This is a genomic window from Acidovorax sp. sic0104, assembly GCF_019219095.1.
Lineage (GTDB): Bacteria > Pseudomonadota > Gammaproteobacteria > Burkholderiales > Burkholderiaceae_C > Acidovorax.
In genome coordinates this window covers 138,727-153,263 of sequence record NZ_JAHUWH010000012.1, presented here as the reverse complement: position 1 = coordinate 153,263, position 14,537 = coordinate 138,727, and the positions used below count along the sequence as shown (strand labels likewise).

The window sequence follows — 14,537 nt, the reverse complement described above, 5'->3', positions numbered from 1 at the left end:
TCAGTAGGCTTCCAGGGCGTAGCCCAGGCCGCGCAACGTGACGATGCGCACCCCGCTACCGTCAAGCCGCTTGCGCAGGCGGTGCACGAACACTTCCACGGCCTCGGGGTGCACGTCCTCATCGCCCACGAACACGCGGTCCAGGATCTGCTGCTTGGAAAACGGCTCGCCACTGCGCTGCACCAGCACGCGCAACACGGCTTGCTCACGCGGCGAGAGCGCCAGGGGCTCGCCCTGCAGCACAAACTGCTTGCGCGCGGTGTCGTAGGCCAACTGCCCGCAGGCCAGGCGGGGCGGGTCGGAGCCGCGCGCGCGGCGCACCAGCGCGTGCAGGCGGGCCTCCAGCTCGGCCAGCTCGAAAGGCTTGGCCAGGAAGTCGTCCGCCCCCGCATTGAGCAGGCGCACACGCTCGTCCAGCGAATCGCGCGCGGTGAGGATCAGCGTGGGCAGGCGCTGGTCGCGGTCACGCAGCCGCTGCAGCACGGCATGGCCGTCCAGGCCGGGCAGTCCCAGGTCGAGAACGAGCGCGTCGTAGTCGCCGTGCTCCTGCAGCGAACGGTCTGCCACGCGGCCATCGCTCACCCACTCGACCTGAATGCCCGCATGCTCCAGCGCCCGGCTGAGCCAGGTGCCCAGGCTGTGTTCGTCTTCGGCCAGGAGGATGCGCATGAGGGGATGCTACCGTCGTTGGTGGATATTTCCATTCAACGCGAGAGGTTGATACGGGCGCGATCCATGCCAGCGCCACCGTGGAACTGGCTTTGCCAGGCCACGGGTGGCGTCCCCTTGGGGGGAAGACGCGAAGCGGCTCAGGGGGCTTCTCAATTCGGTTTGACTTGTGCGCGCTTGAGCACCTTTTGCCAGCGTGTCTGTTCCGCCGCAATGAACTGCGCGAACTGGGCCGGGGTTCCGCCGATGGCTTCGGCCGCGTCGCCGTTCAGGCGCTTGAGCGAGTCGGGCGCCTTGACAGCCTTGGCGGTTTCGATGGCCAGCTTGTCCAGGTGTTCCTTGGGCAGGGTGGCGGGGGCCAGCATGCCGTACCACTGCGTCATCTCAAATCCCGGGAAGCCCTGCTCGGCCACGGTGGGCACGTCGGGCAGCTGGGGCAAGCGCTGGGCCGAGCCGGTGGCAATGCAGCGCACTTTGCCCGACTTGATGAACGGCAGCAGCGCAGCGGCTCCCACGGCGGCCGCGTCCAGGCGGCCCGAGAGCAGGTCGGTCATCATGGGGCCGGTGCCGCGGTAGGGCACGTGCAGCATGAAGATCTCGGCGGTCATCTTGAGGTATTCGAACGCGAGGTGGCCCGCGCTGCCGTTCCCGGCCGAGCCGTAGCTGAGCTTGGCGGGGTTTTTCTTGGCATAGGCGATGAACTCCTTGAGGTTCTTGGCCGGCACATCGGGGTGCACCACATACAGGCTGGGCACCTTGGCCAGCAGGCTCACGGGCTTGAAGTCCTTGTTGGCGTCGTAGGGCAGCTTGTCGAAGATGTAGGGGTTCACGGCCAGCGTGCCGATGTGGCCCAGGATCAGCGTGTGCTGGTCGTCGGCGCGGGCTACTTCCGACATGGCGATGTTGCCGGCGGCGCCGGGCTTGTTGTCCACGAACACGCTCTGGCCCAGCGTCTTGGTCAGCTCGGCCGCCGTGGAGCGCGCGACGATCTCGGAGCTGCCGCCCGGTGCGAAAGGCACGACGAAGCGGATCGACTTGGCCGGCCAGGCGGCCTGGGCCGACGCCAGGGTGGGCAGCATGCCGCCGAGCGCCAGGGCGCCGCCAGCGCCCAGCAGGTGGCGCCGGGTGGCGGGCAGGTAGTGGGGAAATTGCGGGTCGATGGGCATGTGTGTCTCCGTGAAGGCCATGTAGGCGTGACAGACCGTGATGGTGCGCGCCACGGGCTTTCGGAAAGCTGTCAGTCGCCCTGGGGTTTTCCCGGGGAAGGGGTGTCAAGCAATGGCGGCTACCGCGGTGCCGCTGAGCACGGCGCCTTCCAGTGTGGCGGGGTAGGGGCCGTCCACGTAGTCGCCACAGGCCGACAGCCCGAGCAGTACTTGCATGCAAGGGCGCACGAGGCCCGGCGTGCAGGCAAAGGTGGCGCGTTTTTCCACCACGGTCTGCACGGGCTGCAGGCCACTGATGCCCAGTTGCGCGGCGGCTTGCTGCAGCACCTGCTGCTCGATCCGGGTGCGCTCGCCGTCGCTGGCGCTGACTACGAAGGCCAGCAGGCCCTGGTTGCCGTCCAGCAGGCCGCGGTCGAAGACGAACTGTGCGGGGTGGTGCGGGCCGCTGCGCAACGCCAGCATGGGCTGGGCCAGACGTGCGGCCTGCGAATGGGCGTAGACGGTGGTGATGGCCTCGAACTTCAGGGCGCCTGCCAGGGCGCTCCAGCGGCCGGCCTCGGCAAGTCCGGCGATGCTGGCCACGCCGGCCGCCAGGCGGCTGGCCTCCCAGGAGGGGCAGGCGAGGGTCACGTGGTCAAACACGGGTGATGCGTCTTCGGCGGAGCCTGCGCAGATCACCTGCCAGCGCCCGCCCGGCTGGGGTTGAAGCCGCTGCACCCGCTGGCCGGTGACGACCTGGTGGAGGCCCTGCGTTACCAGCCACTGCGCAGCAGGCTCTGGAAAGAGCGCACCCAGGTCGGCGCGCGGCAGCAGCAGGTTGGAGCCGCCGCGACCGCTGAACAGGCTGTCCTGCAGAACGCGCAGGAATACCTGGCCGCTGGCCTGGTGCGCGGGGGTGTTGAGCGCCGATACACACAGCGGGTCGATGAACTCGGCCATCAGGCGGGGCGTGAGTGGCGCGCACAGGTCAGCCACCGAGGTCGCGGGCGCGCAGCGGAAGCCCTTCAACTGCCATGCTGTGGCCGTGCGCAGCAGCGCGAGCTTGTCGCCGAGGCTCCAGCCCTTGGCGCGCGCGATGCCCAGCAGGGCATCCAGCGGTGGCGGCAGGTCGGGCAGCTGCAGCCCCTGGCCGTCTGGAAACTGCAGCGTGAGCGGCAGGCGCAGCAGTGCGGCGCTGGCGTCCACCCCCACCAGGCGCATCAGGCGCAGGCTTTCGGCGTAGGCGCCGATGAGGATGTGCTGGCCGTTGTCGAGCGTGACCGATTCGCCCCCCGGCAGCGTGGCGGGCACGGCACGCGCCCGGCCGCCCACGGTGCGGGCGGCTTCGAACACCGTGACCTCGCGCCCGGCCTGCGCGTGTGCGATGGCCGCTGCCATGCCCGCCCAGCCGGCGCCGATGACTGCGACTTTCATCTCGGCACGTCCAGTCGTTCGGATGCGGGGCGGCGCGGGGTGTGCGCGTGCGAGGCGGCCTGGCTCACATCCTGCCCAGTGCCTGAACCTTCCACGCCAGCCAGAACTTGCGCAGCGGCGTGAGGCGGATGCGCTGGTGCAGCACCTGGAAGTTCTCGTGTTCGATCTCGCGCAGCAGGGTGCGGTAGATGCTGGCCATCATGAGGCCGGGCTTTTGCGCACGGCGGTCGGCTGCGGGCAGCAGGGTCAGGGCCTCTTCGTAGAGACGGTGCGCGCGCTCGGCCTGGAAGCGCATCAGCGCGGTGAAGCGGTCGGAGTAGGTGCGCTTCAGGATCTCGTGCGCCTTCACGTCGAACTGCTGCAGTTCGCTGACCGGCAGGTAGATGCGGCCCATCATGGCGTCTTCGCCCACGTCGCGGATGATGTTGGTGAGCTGGAAAGCCAGGCCCAGGGTGTGGGCGTACTGGGTGGTGCGCTCGTCGGTCTGGCCGAAGATGCGTGCCGTGACTTCTCCCACGATGCCCGCCACCAGGTGGCAGTAGCCCTTGAGGCCCGCAAAGTCGAGGTAGCGCGTCTGCTCCAGGTCCATCTGGCAGCCATCGATGACGGCCTGCAGGTGGTGCTGCTCTATGCCGTATTCGCCCGTGTGCGGCATCAGCGCCTGCATCACCGGGTGGGTGGGCTGGCCGGCATAGGCCTTGGCCACCTCGCCCTGCCACCACGCGAGCTTGGTGCGCGCCACGCCGGTGTCGGAGACTTCATCCACCACATCATCCACTTCGCGGCAGAACGCGTAAAACGCCGTGATCGCTGCGCGGCGAGGGGCCGGCAGGAACAGGAAAGCGTAGTAGAAGCTGCTGCCCGAGGCCACGGCTTTTTGCTGTACGTATTGCTGTGGGGTCATGGGGCGCGATTGTCCCATGGGCCGGCGCGCTGGCTGGCGAGCCAAATTGCCGGCAGCCCGTGGTCTCGTGGGAAATGGAGGCCTCTTGACGGCGTGCGAACTTCTTCGTTCAGCGCGCTGCCTGCGAAACTGGCACGCTCCAGGCCAGCGCACCCGTGGAACTGGCTTCGCCAGGCCACCGGGTGCGTCCCCCTTAGGGGGAAGGCGCGTAGCGACTCAGGGGGAGTCAAAGCCTTGGGGGCTAGAACGCGATTTGCTCGACCCCGATGTCGCTCGGGCGGCGCAGGGCTTCCTTCATGAACACGCTCATGGGCAGCGTACCCTGCTCGGAGCTGAACCACTTCTTGTACAGCGCGGCCATCTCGCCGTTCTGGATCATGCGGCGGGTGACGCGGTCCACGAGTTCCTTGAACTTGGGGTCGTCGCGGCGCAGGCCGATGCTGTAGGGTTCGACGGAAAGGCGCTTTTCGAGAAACTGGTACTCGTCCATGGCCTTGCCCAGGCGGGTGAGCGGGATCCAGATGCCCGCGTCGTCTGCGAACGCGGCGTCGGCCTCGCCCTTGGCCAGGGCGTTCACGGCGTCGAGCGTGCTGTCGACCGGTACGTAGTTGAACTTGCGCGCGAAGGTGCGTTCGTTGGCCTTGAGCAGGTTTTCGTTGGTGGTCTTGCCCTGGACGGCGATTTTCTTGCCCTGCAGGTCGTCCAGCGTCTTGATGCCGGAGCTTTTCTTGACCAGGAAGGCGGACGAGGCCACGAAGATGTGGTGGCTGAAGGCGATTTCCTTCTGGCGCGCAGCGGTGTTGGCCGTGCCGCCGCATTCCAGGTCCACGATGTTGTTCTTCACGTCGGAGATGCGGTTCTTGCCGTCCACCAGCAGGTAGCTCAGCTTCAGGTCGGGGCGCTTGAGCTCCTTCTTGATCTCCTCAAAGATCTGCAGGCAGATGTCCACCGTGTAGCCCTGCACCTTGCCGGAGTTGGCGTCCTTGTACGAGAACGGAAGGGATTTTTCGCGGTGGCCCAGGCGCAGTTCGCCCGCGCTGGCAATGCGGGCGAGGGTGTCTTCGGCCAATGCGGGCGCGTGCGCAGCACATGCCAGGGCAGACATCAGCGCCCACGGGCGCAGCATCGAGGAGATTTTCATGAAAGGGAAAATGAAGAAAGAGAGCGAGGCTTGGAGTGGCGCCGCAGGACGCAGGGAAAACAGCCGCGCCTTGTGGGCCGGTGTGTGGAGCGCGGATTGTGTACCGGCACCGGGTCAGTTGCATGCGTGGCCGGTGGCGCGCGTCAGCATTCCACAACATTCACCGCCAGGCCGCCGCGCGAAGTCTCCTTGTACTTGACCTTCATGTCGGCGCCGGTCTGCATCATGGTCTTGATCACCTTGTCGAGCGACACCACGTGCTGCCCATCACCGCGCAGCGCCATGCGCGCGGCGTTGATGGCCTTGATGGCGCCCATGGCGTTGCGCTCGATGCAGGGGATCTGCACCAGGCCGCCCACGGGGTCGCAGGTCATGCCCAGGTTGTGCTCCATGCCGATCTCGGCGGCGTTCTCGATCTGTTCGGGCGTGCCGCCCATCACGGCGGCCAGGGCACCGGCGGCCATGGAGCAGGCCACGCCCACCTCGCCCTGGCAGCCGACCTCGGCGCCCGAGAGCGAGGCGTTTTCCTTGTAGATGATGCCGATGGCGCCGGCCGTGAGCAAAAAGGTGGCGATGCCGTCGTCATCTGCCCCGGGCAGGAAATTGACGTAGTAGTGCAGCACGGCGGGGATCACGCCGGCAGCGCCGTTGGTGGGCGCCGTCACCACGCGGCCGCCGGCGGCATTTTCTTCATTCACCGCCATGGCGTAGAGGTTCACCCAGTCCAGCATTGACAGGGGGTCGCGCAACGCGGCCTCGGGCTGGGCCTTCAGGTTTCGGTGCAGTTCGGCGGCGCGGCGGCGCACCTGCAGGGGGCCGGGCAGGTGGCCGGTGCTGGCGCAGCCGCGCTGCACCGCGCCGGCCATGGTCCGCCAGATGGCCATCAACTGGCGGCGTACCTCGGCGGCGCTGCGCCAGTGCTCTTCGTTGGAGGCCATGACCTGCGCGGGAGACAAGCCCGTGGCCTGGCACTGGGCGAGCAGCTCGGCGCCGGTGCGAAAGGGGTGGGGCAGGCCTTGGGCATGGCCGGCGCTGTCGGCCTGCGCGCTGGCGGCCTGGTTGAGTACGCGCTCCCCAGCAGCGTCGATCACGAAGCCTCCGCCTACCGAGTAGTAGTCGCGCTGGGTGATCTCGGCGCCGAGGGCATCAAAGGCATGAAAGCTCAAGCCGTTGGGGTGCAGGGGCAGGCTCTTGCGGCGAAAGAGCAAATGGTCTTTTTCGACGAAGGGCACGGTGCGCTCCCCCAGCAGGCACAGTGTCCGGCTGGCGCGGATCGCGGCAATGGCCGGCTCGATCTGATCGGGGTCGATGCGGTCGGGCTCATGGCCCGCAAGGCCCAACAGCACCGCCTTGTCGGTGCCGTGGCCCACGCCGGTGGCCGACAGCGAACCGAACAGTTCGACCGTGATGGCGTGCACCGCCGCCAGCCCCGCGCCGGCCTGCAGATGGCAGGCGAATTGACGCGCCGCAATCATGGGGCCCACCGTGTGGGAGCTCGACGGCCCGATGCCGATCTTGAAGAGGTCGAATACGCTGACTGACATGGTGGCGTGCTTGGCGGGTGTCCGGGTAGGTCCGTGGTGGCGCGGATGCAATCCATGGCGTGCCTGGGAGGCAGCGGCGGCGCGGGTGGCGCCGCCGCTGGTCTGTCGACGACGGCAACAAAGCAGACATCCGTGAGCCCCGGCGCTCTTGGAGCCGGGGTGGGCGCGAGGCTAACCGCGCAGACCCTTGGCCGCACACGCGCAAACCCTGAGCGCGCTGCCGAATGGCCAGGCGCCGCAGGCTTTGCGTGCAGCGATTGCTTCAGTATTTATAGCATTTGGCGCAATATGGTAGGGCGTTTGCGGCCATTTTGGCTTGATATGGAAAGCTGATTGGCATGCCTGGCATGGCGCCGCTTGCCACCCATGAATGTTTCTTACAGTGCGTGGGCGGCCGGGTCGGGCTGAGAGACCAACAAGGTTACGGCCACGTCGACGGGCACGGAGGCGCCAGGGGGCTGGCGCACGAGGCGCGCGCGGCCCGGCCAGTGAGCCACCCCGTCGCACAGCAGGGTTTCGATGGTGCGGCGGGCCTCGGGTTCACGCACGAACACCTCGCACGACACGACCTGGTCGAGGTGGGCGTCGGCCTCGCGCAGCAGGCGCTCGGCGGTGGCGAAAACATGGCGCAGCTGGTGCCGTGCGTCATGCGCCGGTCCTGCTGCAGCTCCCTGCGTCACATAGGCCACGCGGAGGGACCAGGTGGCGAGCGCATGCCGAACCGCCACGCGCAGCGGCGACGGGCCCGGTGATGGAGAGCGAGTTTCCTGCGCCGGCGCGGTGGCTGGGCGGGGGCAGACTGCGCTCATGCGGCGGATGCCTTGCGATCCTGCGGGGGCCGCGGGCCCCAGGCCGACTTCACCGCGTGCCACCCCACCTGAAAAGACCGCAGGGCCGGCGAGCGCCGGTCGGGTCCGGGCGGTGACGGTACGCATGGAGGCGGGCGGCAATCGCGCTGGACCGGGGGCGTGCAGATGCGGCACATAATGAGTAAATCTATCCAGTCGGGCGGTGTTCTTCCGTGCATGTGCCGCATCGTACGAGGGGCTGTTCCGTACGACTATCGACAATATTTCCGCTAATCATGAAACCAGCTCATGCCAAAAATGGCGCGTCGCCCGCTCCCGCGATGGCGGGCAGCGCGCCGCGCCGGCTGCCGCCACTGAATATGCTGCGCGCCTTCGAGGCCGCAGGCCGGCTGCTGAGCGTGACCCACGCGGCGCGCGAGCTCAGCGTGACGCAAAGCGCAGTGAGCCATCAGATCAAGGCGCTGGAAGAGTGGCTGGGTGTTGCTCTGGTGGCGCGCGACGGCCGGCGCCTGGCGCTGACCACGCCCGGAGCGGCACTGTTGCCAGGCATCACCAGTGCGCTGGACCTGATGGCGCAGTCCACGGCGGGCATCGAGCGGCTGACACGCCGCAATACGCTGGTGGTGAACGCCACGTCCACGCTCGCCTCGCAGTGGCTCATCCCTCGCCTGTCGGGCTTTTGCGCGCAGATGCCGGGGCTGGATGTGCAATTGGTGACCACGGTGGGCTACCTGGATTTCGAGCCCGCGCAGTACGACGTGTCGATCCGCTGCTTTGCCGATGCCGACGTGGCGGCGCTGCCCGACCGCACGGGGTGGCGGGACGTCAGCCTGGGCGCATTCCTGCCGGACCAGTTGACGCCCATGTGCAGCCCCGCGCTGCTGGCAGGCGGCCGGAGCGTGAAGACGCCCAAGGACTTGGCGCGTCTGACGCTGCTGCACAGCCGGTCTACGCCCCTTGTCTGGCAGCAGTGGTTGGAAGAAGCCGGTGCGCCCGGTCTGCAGCCTGCTGGCGATCTGGTGTTCGATCATGCCCACCTGAGCGTGCAGGCGGCCATCCAGGGTCTGGGTGTGGCGCTGGGAAATCCCCGGTTCATGGGCGAGGCGCTCGCCAGCGGGCTGCTGGTCATGCCGTTTGCCGAGCTGCTGTCGGGCGAGAAGCAGTACTACTGGCTGCGGCCCGCGCGCGCTGCGCAGGACCCGGTGTCGATGGCATTCTGCGACTGGCTGTCGGCGCCCTGAGTTGTGCGGCTGGCCTTTGCAGCGCCACTTCGCGCGCCGCCATCCATCGCACAGCTACATCACCAGGGCGCGCGCCAGCATCACGCACCAGTCCCACGCGTGCAGGCGCGGACGGGTGTGCAGGCTGCCGCCCTGCAGTGCGTCGACCTTGTCAAGGATGCGCAGGCCGCCTTGCACGACAAGGCGCAGCTCCCACCCAGCACGCCCGGGCAGGCGGTGAACCAGGGGCGCGCCGCTTTGCATGGTGGCGCGAGCCCACCGGGCGCAGTTGACGATGAGCCGGGCGTTCTCGCTCGTGCCGCGCAGCGCCAGCAGGTCGGCCTGGCTGGCGCCGTGGGTCACGCAGTCGGCGCGCGGCAGGTAGTGGCGGCCCCGGGGAATGTCCACGGACAGGTCCTGCCAGAAGTTGATGAGCTGCAGCGCGGTGCAGATGGCATCGCTCTCGCGCAGCGCCTCGTCGCCGTGCACGCCATAAAGGTGCAGCAGCAGGCGGCCCACGGGGTTGGCCGAGCGGCGGCAGTAGTCCAGGAGTTCCGCGCGGTCGGTGTAGCCCTCGGCGTCACGCGTTTTCTCCACGTCCTGCGCGAAGGCGCTGAGCAGGTCGGCCAGCAGCGGCACGGGCAACTGGTGGCTGCGCAGCACGGCCTGCAGCGGCAAAAAAACGCTGGCCCAGCGCGGCGAGGGGGCTTGGCCCAGGGCGACCGCCATCAAGTCGGCGTGGTAGGCGGCCAGGTCGGCCAGGCGCTCTGCCGGCGGCGCATCGCCTTCGTCGGCAATGTCGTCCGCCGTGCGGGCGAAGCCGTAGATGGCGGCAATGGGCTGGCGCAGGTGGGGCGGGCACAACAAGGACGCGACCGGAAAGTTCTCGTAGTGCGTGACTGGCGGGGCTTCGGTGGATGCTGTCGTTGCAGCCGCCGGCGGCGTGCCAGCGGGAGCAGGCGTGTTCAGGGAGGGGGGGCTTGTGGGGTCGTTCACGCCCGAATTGTCGCTTGACAACACGGGGGGGCTTCTCATAGATTACTAACCGGTCAGTCATTAAACAAATACACAAATCTGGAGCGTGCGGTTCATCCGCGTTCGGCGCGGGCTTGCGTGGCCTGCCCGCCGCCTGCGTTTGTTCATGCAGTTCCTGACGGTTCACATCAATTTCATCGGATCTCTCATGCGCACACCCTCCGCCAAGCGGTCTTCCTACTGGCCCTCCAGACCGCTGCTGGTGCTGGCCACCGTGGCCTTGTTGGCCGCCTGCTCGCGCCCCACACCTCCTGAGGAGCCTGTGCGCTCCGTCAAGTTGCTGACCGTGGGCGTGGGCGCGTTGCAGACCAGCCTGGAGTACTCGGGCGAGGTGCGCGCGCGGGTGGAGTCGCGCCTGGGCTTCCGTGTGGCCGGCAAGATCGTCAAACGCCAGGCCGAACTGGGCCAGCGAGTGCGCGCCGGCGAGGTGCTGGCGCAACTGGACCCCAAGGACTACCAGCTGGCCACCGATGCCGCGCGGGCGCAACTGGCATCGGCCACCACGCAGCGCGACCTGGCGGCTGCCGACTACAAGCGCTACCAGGCGCTCAAGGACCAGAACTTCATCAGCGGCGCCGAGCTGGAGCGCCGTGACGCCACGCTCAAGGCCGCGCAGGCCACGCTGGATCAGGCGCGGGCGCAACTGTCATCGCAGGGCAATCAGGCGGCATACACGACGCTGGTGGCGGATGTGTCGGGCGTGGTCACCGGCATCGACGCCGAGCCGGGCCAGGTGGTCGCAGCCGGCACGCCGGTGGTGCGCATCGCCCAGGACGGGCCGCGCGATGTGGTGTTCGCGGTCCCGGAGGACAAGGTCGGCGTGATCACTCCGGACTCCGAGGTCACGGTGCGCGGCTGGTCCGGCGGGGCGGAGCTGGTCGGGCGTGTGCGCGAAGTGGCCGCCAGTGCCGACGCGGCCACCCGCACCTACCAGGTCAAGGTCGCCATCGATGGTGCGGACGTACCGCCGCTGGGAGCCACCGTCTACGTGAAGCCCAAGGTGCTCAGCCATGCGGGCACACCTGCCATCAAGCTGCCCACCAGTGCGCTGCGTCAGGAAGGCCAGGCCACGGCGGTGTGGGTGTACGACCCCGCCAGCAGCACCGTGAAGTCGCAAGTGGTGCAGATCGCCACCGCCGACGGCAACGAGGCCGTGGTGGCCGGCGGCCTCGCGCCGGGCGTACAGGTAGTGGCCACGGGCGTGCACGTGCTCTCGCCTGGGCAGAAGGTGGTGGTTTACCAGGCAAAAACGGCTACAGAGACCGCCAGTAAAGCGCAAGCAGCTATAAATACTGCAGCAAGTCCCGCATCTGCTGCAGCGCCTGCTCCTGCCGCGGCCGCCAGCGCGAACGCCAAGTAAAAAAGGCCGCTGCCATGACGCAAGTACAACCCAAAGAGGGGTTCAACCTCTCCAAGTGGGCGCTCGACCATCCGGCGCTCACGCTTTACCTGATGCTGGTGCTGATGCTGCTGGGCTTTGTCGCCTACTTCCAGCTGGGGCAGGATGAAGACCCGCCATTCACCTTCCGCGCGATGGTGGTGCGCACCTACTGGCCCGGCGCCACGGCGCAGCAGGTGGCCGAGCAGGTCACCGACAAGCTTGAGCGCACGCTGCAGGAAGTGCCGTACGCGGACAAGATCCGCAGCTATTCCAAGCCCGGAGAGTCGCAGATCATTTTCCAGATCAAGGACTCCTCCAAGCCCGGCGATGTGGCCAATGTCTGGTACAGCGTGCGCAAGAAGGTGGGCGACATGCGCTACACCCTGCCGCAGGGTATCCAGGGCCCGTTCTTCAACGACGACTTCGGCGATGTGTACGGCGTGATCTACGCGCTGGAGTCCGAAGGCTTCAGCTACGCCGAACTCAAACAGTTCGCCGACGACGCGCGCCAGCAACTGCTGCGCGTGCCTGACGTGGCCAAGGTCGAACTCTTCGGCGTGCAGGACGAAAAGCTCTTCATCGAAATCTCGCAAAAGCGCCTGTCGCAGCTGGGCCTGGACATGAACCAGGTGCTGGCCCAGTTGGGCCAGCAGAATGCGGTGGAAAGCGCGGGCGCCATCCAGACGCCGCAGGACCAGGTGCAGGTGCGGGTGGAAGGCCAGTTCAACGCGATCGAAGACCTTGCCGCCATGCCGATCCGTGGACCCTCGGGCGCCCAGCTGCGCCTGTCCGACATCGCAGAAGTCAAGCGGGGCTATGTGGATCCGGCCACCGTGAAGGTGCGCCACCAGGGCCGTGAGGTGATCGCGCTGGGTGTGTCAATGGCCAAGGGCGGGGACATCATCGCGCTGGGCAAGGCGCTGCGCACCGCGGCCGACCGCATTGCCGGCACGCTGCCCGCGGGCGTGAGCCTGGTCAACGTGCAGGACCAGCCCAAGGCCGTGTCCACCTCGGTCAATGAGTTCGTCAAGGTGCTGATCGAGGCCGTGGTCATCGTGCTGGCCGTGAGCTTCATTGCGCTGGGTTTTCACCGCCGTCCGGGCAAGCAGCCGCTGTGGAAGCGCTGGTACATCGACCCGCGCCCCGGCATGGTGGTGGGCATCACCATCCCGCTGGTGCTGGCCGTGACCTTCCTGGCCATGTGGTACTGGGGCATCGGCCTGCACAAGATTTCGCTGGGCTCGCTGATCATCGCGCTGGGCCTGCTGGTGGACGACGCGATCATCGCGGTGGAGATGATGGTGCTCAAGCTCGAAGAGGGCTACGACAAGGTGCGCGCAGCCACCTTCGCGTACGAGATCACCGCCATGCCCATGCTCACCGGCACGCTGATCACGGCCGCGGGTTTCCTGCCCATCGGCCTGGCCAAATCGACGACGGGGGAGTACACCTTCGCCATCTTCGCCGTGACCGTGATCGCGCTGGTCCTGAGCTGGATCGTGTCGGTGTACTTCGTGCCCTACCTGGGCACGCTGCTGCTCAAGGTGCCGGCCCATGTGCTGCATGCCCAGGAGCACCACGGCACCGCCGAAGGCGCGCACGAAGTGTTCGACAGCCCGTTCTACCGCGCGTTCCGCCGTCTGGTGAACTGGTGCGTGGCGCACCGCTGGATCACCATCGGCATCACCATCCTGATCTTCGTGCTGGGCATCGTGGGCATGGGCAAGGTACAGCAGCAGTTTTTCCCGGATTCGAGCCGCCCCGAGATCCTGGTGGACATCTGGTTCCCGGAAGGCACCTCTTTCGCGGGCAACGAGGAAGTGACCAAGCGCGTGGAAAAGCGCCTCATGGCCGAGGCGGGCGTGAGCTCTGTCAGCACCTGGGTGGGTTCTGGCGTGCCGCGCTTCTACCTGCCGCTGGATCAGGTGTTCCCGCAAAGCAACGTGTCGCAGTTCATCGTGCTGCCGCAGGACCTGAAGGTGCGTGAATCCCTGCGCGTGAAGCTGCCCACGCTGCTGGCCGAGGAATTTCCCGAGGTGCGCGGCCGGGTCAAGCTGCTGCCCAACGGGCCGCCCGTGCCGTACCCGGTGCAGTTCCGCGTGGTGGGGCCGGACCCGCGGGTTTTGCGCGAGCGCGCTGACGAGGTCAAGGCCGTGCTGCGCCAGAACGCCGACATGCGTGGCGTGAACGACAACTGGAACGAATCCGTGAAGGTGCTGCGCCTGGAGGTTGACCAGGCCAAGGCCCGCGCTCTGGGCGTGACGAGCCAGTCCATCGCGCAGGCCTCCAAGACCATCCTGTCAGGCACGCAGGTAGGTCAGTTCCGCGAGGGCGACAAGCTGATCGACATCGTGCTGCGCCAGCCGCTGGACGAACGCAATGCCATCACGGACATCGCCAACGCTTACCTGCCCACCGCCTCGGGCAAGTCGATCCCGCTCACGCAGATCGCCAAGCCCGTGTTCACGTGGGAGCCGGGCGTGATGTGGCGCGAGAACCGCGACTACGCCATCACCGTGCAGGGCGATGTGACGGAGGGCCTGCAGGGTGCCACGGTGACGGCGGCGCTGCGGCCGGCGCTCAATGAGATCGAGCACAAATGGCGCAACGCGGGGCAGGGCGCCTATCGCATCGAAGTGGCCGGTGCCGTGGAGGAAAGTTCCAAGGGCACCAGCTCCATCGTCGCGGGTGTGCCCATCATGCTGTTCCTGGTGTTCACGCTCCTGATGCTGCAACTGCACAGCTTCAGCCGTGCGTTCCTGGTGTACATCACCGGCTTCCTGGGGATCGCAGGGGTATCGGGCGCCCTGCTGCTGCTCAACCGGCCGTTCGGCTTCGTCGCACTGCTGGGTGTGATTGCGCTCATGGGCATGATCCAGCGCAATTCCGTGATCCTGATCGACCAGATAGAGCAGGACCGAGCCAAGGGCATCCCCGCGTGGGATGCCATCGTTGAATCGGCCGTGCGCCGCCTGCGACCCATCGTGCTCACGGCCGCCGCTGCCGTGCTGGCGATGATCCCGCTGTCGCGCAGCGTGTTCTGGGGGCCGATGGCCGTGGCCATCATGGGCGGGCTGGTGGTGGCCACCGTGCTGACCCTGCTGGCGCTGCCTGCGATGTACGCTGCGTGGTTCCGTGTGAAACGGCCTGCGCCGGAGCTTCTTGGAGGGAGATGATTCCCAGCCTTCCCGCATCAGGGTAAAATAGAAGGTTGACCGATTTCACGCAGGCGGCAGCCTTGGGTTGCCGCCTGTT

The 14,537-nt window shown here is 67.4% G+C and carries 11 protein-coding genes; 3 read left to right on the top strand and 8 right to left on the bottom strand.

Annotation, left to right across the window (positions count from 1 at the left end):
• The 7 genes from KW835_RS19060 to KW835_RS19030 all read right to left on the bottom strand — a co-directional run bounded on the left by KW835_RS19060 (position 1) and on the right by KW835_RS19030 (position 7,646).
• The gene (locus tag KW835_RS19060) at positions 1-669 is read right to left on the bottom strand and encodes a response regulator (RefSeq protein WP_218385303.1); all 669 of its coding nucleotides are present in this window, start codon (positions 667-669) and stop codon (positions 1-3) included.
• A gap of 152 nt (positions 670-821) precedes the next feature.
• Positions 822-1,835 (bottom strand): tripartite tricarboxylate transporter substrate binding protein, encoded by a 1,014-nt coding sequence (locus tag KW835_RS19055; protein WP_218385302.1) that lies wholly within the window; start codon positions 1,833-1,835, stop codon positions 822-824.
• A 105-nt stretch (positions 1,836-1,940) separates the two neighbouring features.
• Positions 1,941-3,248 (bottom strand): hydroxysqualene dehydroxylase HpnE, encoded by a 1,308-nt coding sequence (gene hpnE, locus KW835_RS19050; RefSeq protein WP_218385300.1) that lies wholly within the window; start codon positions 3,246-3,248, stop codon positions 1,941-1,943.
• A gap of 64 nt (positions 3,249-3,312) precedes the next feature.
• Entirely contained in the window at positions 3,313-4,152 is an 840-nt protein-coding gene (gene hpnD, locus KW835_RS19045) for a presqualene diphosphate synthase HpnD (protein WP_218385299.1), read from the bottom strand.
• Between the two features lie 241 nt (positions 4,153-4,393).
• Positions 4,394-5,293 carry an amino acid ABC transporter substrate-binding protein gene (locus tag KW835_RS19040; protein ID WP_255593660.1) on the bottom strand — a complete coding sequence of 300 codons (900 nt, stop codon included), beginning with the start codon at positions 5,291-5,293 and terminating at the stop codon, positions 4,394-4,396.
• 143 nt (positions 5,294-5,436) lie between these two features.
• Positions 5,437-6,837 carry an L-serine ammonia-lyase gene (locus KW835_RS19035; protein ID WP_218385297.1) on the bottom strand — a complete coding sequence of 467 codons (1,401 nt, stop codon included), beginning with the start codon at positions 6,835-6,837 and terminating at the stop codon, positions 5,437-5,439.
• Between the two features lie 377 nt (positions 6,838-7,214).
• Positions 7,215-7,646, bottom strand: a complete 432-nt coding sequence (locus KW835_RS19030; protein WP_218385296.1) for a RidA family protein — start codon at positions 7,644-7,646, stop codon at positions 7,215-7,217.
• A gap of 275 nt (positions 7,647-7,921) precedes the next feature.
• Between KW835_RS19030 and KW835_RS19025 the strand changes: the two genes are divergently transcribed.
• Positions 7,922-8,887: a LysR substrate-binding domain-containing protein gene (locus tag KW835_RS19025; RefSeq protein WP_255593659.1), complete on the top strand. Its 966-nt coding sequence runs from the start codon at positions 7,922-7,924 to the stop codon at positions 8,885-8,887.
• A 54-nt stretch (positions 8,888-8,941) separates the two neighbouring features.
• Here the strand turns inward: KW835_RS19025 and hpnC are convergent, their stop codons facing one another.
• The gene (hpnC, locus tag KW835_RS19020; protein WP_255593668.1) at positions 8,942-9,835 is read right to left on the bottom strand and encodes a squalene synthase HpnC; all 894 of its coding nucleotides are present in this window, start codon (positions 9,833-9,835) and stop codon (positions 8,942-8,944) included.
• A gap of 214 nt (positions 9,836-10,049) precedes the next feature.
• Between hpnC and KW835_RS19015 the strand changes: the two genes are divergently transcribed.
• Positions 10,050-11,261 (top strand): efflux RND transporter periplasmic adaptor subunit, encoded by a 1,212-nt coding sequence (locus KW835_RS19015; protein ID WP_255593658.1) that lies wholly within the window; start codon positions 10,050-10,052, stop codon positions 11,259-11,261.
• Between the two features lie 14 nt (positions 11,262-11,275).
• Positions 11,276-14,458, top strand: a complete 3,183-nt coding sequence (locus KW835_RS19010; protein WP_218385293.1) for an efflux RND transporter permease subunit — start codon at positions 11,276-11,278, stop codon at positions 14,456-14,458.
• Positions 14,459-14,537: the final 79 nt, after the last annotated feature.

Coding starts and splice junctions, on each gene's coding strand:
- KW835_RS19060 (WP_218385303.1), bottom strand. CDS start 669: ATGCGCATCCTCCTGGCCGAAGACGAACACAGCCTGGGCACCTGGCTC.
- KW835_RS19055 (WP_218385302.1), bottom strand. CDS start 1,835: ATGCCCATCGACCCGCAATTTCCCCACTACCTGCCCGCCACCCGGCGC.
- hpnE (WP_218385300.1), bottom strand. CDS start 3,248: ATGAAAGTCGCAGTCATCGGCGCCGGCTGGGCGGGCATGGCAGCGGCC.
- hpnD (WP_218385299.1), bottom strand. CDS start 4,152: ATGACCCCACAGCAATACGTACAGCAAAAAGCCGTGGCCTCGGGCAGC.
- KW835_RS19040 (WP_255593660.1), bottom strand. CDS start 5,293: ATGAAAATCTCCTCGATGCTGCGCCCGTGGGCGCTGATGTCTGCCCTG.
- KW835_RS19035 (WP_218385297.1), bottom strand. CDS start 6,837: ATGTCAGTCAGCGTATTCGACCTCTTCAAGATCGGCATCGGGCCGTCG.
- KW835_RS19030 (WP_218385296.1), bottom strand. CDS start 7,646: ATGAGCGCAGTCTGCCCCCGCCCAGCCACCGCGCCGGCGCAGGAAACT.
- KW835_RS19025 (WP_255593659.1), top strand. CDS start 7,922: ATGAAACCAGCTCATGCCAAAAATGGCGCGTCGCCCGCTCCCGCGATG.
- KW835_RS19015 (WP_255593658.1), top strand. CDS start 10,050: ATGCGCACACCCTCCGCCAAGCGGTCTTCCTACTGGCCCTCCAGACCG.
- KW835_RS19010 (WP_218385293.1), top strand. CDS start 11,276: ATGACGCAAGTACAACCCAAAGAGGGGTTCAACCTCTCCAAGTGGGCG.